This window comes from Streptomyces sp. NRRL F-2664 (assembly GCF_000719345.1).
Taxonomy (GTDB): domain Bacteria; phylum Actinomycetota; class Actinomycetes; order Streptomycetales; family Streptomycetaceae; genus Streptomyces.
In genome coordinates, this window is record NZ_JOFX01000362.1 from 1 (window position 1) to 447 (window position 447).

Below are 447 nucleotides of genomic sequence, written 5' to 3' on the forward strand. Positions count from 1 at the left end.
CGGCCCGTCGTGGTCGGCCCCTGCGGCCCGGCGGGTCAGCCGCGGGTGCAGTCGGTCCCACGCCTGCGCGGTCGCCTTCCCATAGAGCCGGGTGTCCGTGACCGTCATGGCCCGTCCGGCACCCCAGGTGGCGGGGTCGCCGAAGGCGGACTCACCACTGTGCTTGGGCGGTCGGCCGCCCTTGGGGTTGGCCAGGTGGAATTCTTCGCGGGAGGGCGTCGGACGCCGCATCACGCGATCTGAACGGAGCCGGCCGAGGATTTCGACGGGCAGGCCGGCCAGCAGGTGAGCGATGCGCGGGGCGTCATATCCGGCATCCAGCACGACCAGGACCTCCGGATCACCCGGCCGCCACTGGCCGGCGGCGGTCAGCCGCTCGACGACCTCGCGGATCTGCACGGTGGTCACGGCGGCGACGTCGGCGCCGGGCTGAAGGCGGACCGCGTC

The 447-nt window shown here is 73.8% G+C and carries 1 protein-coding gene; it reads right to left on the reverse strand.

The genetic code is table 11. From position 1 onward, the window contains the following. Positions 1–447: transposase (locus IF89_RS0136110; RefSeq protein ID WP_030777741.1), on the reverse strand; the 447-nt coding region annotated here is incomplete at both ends.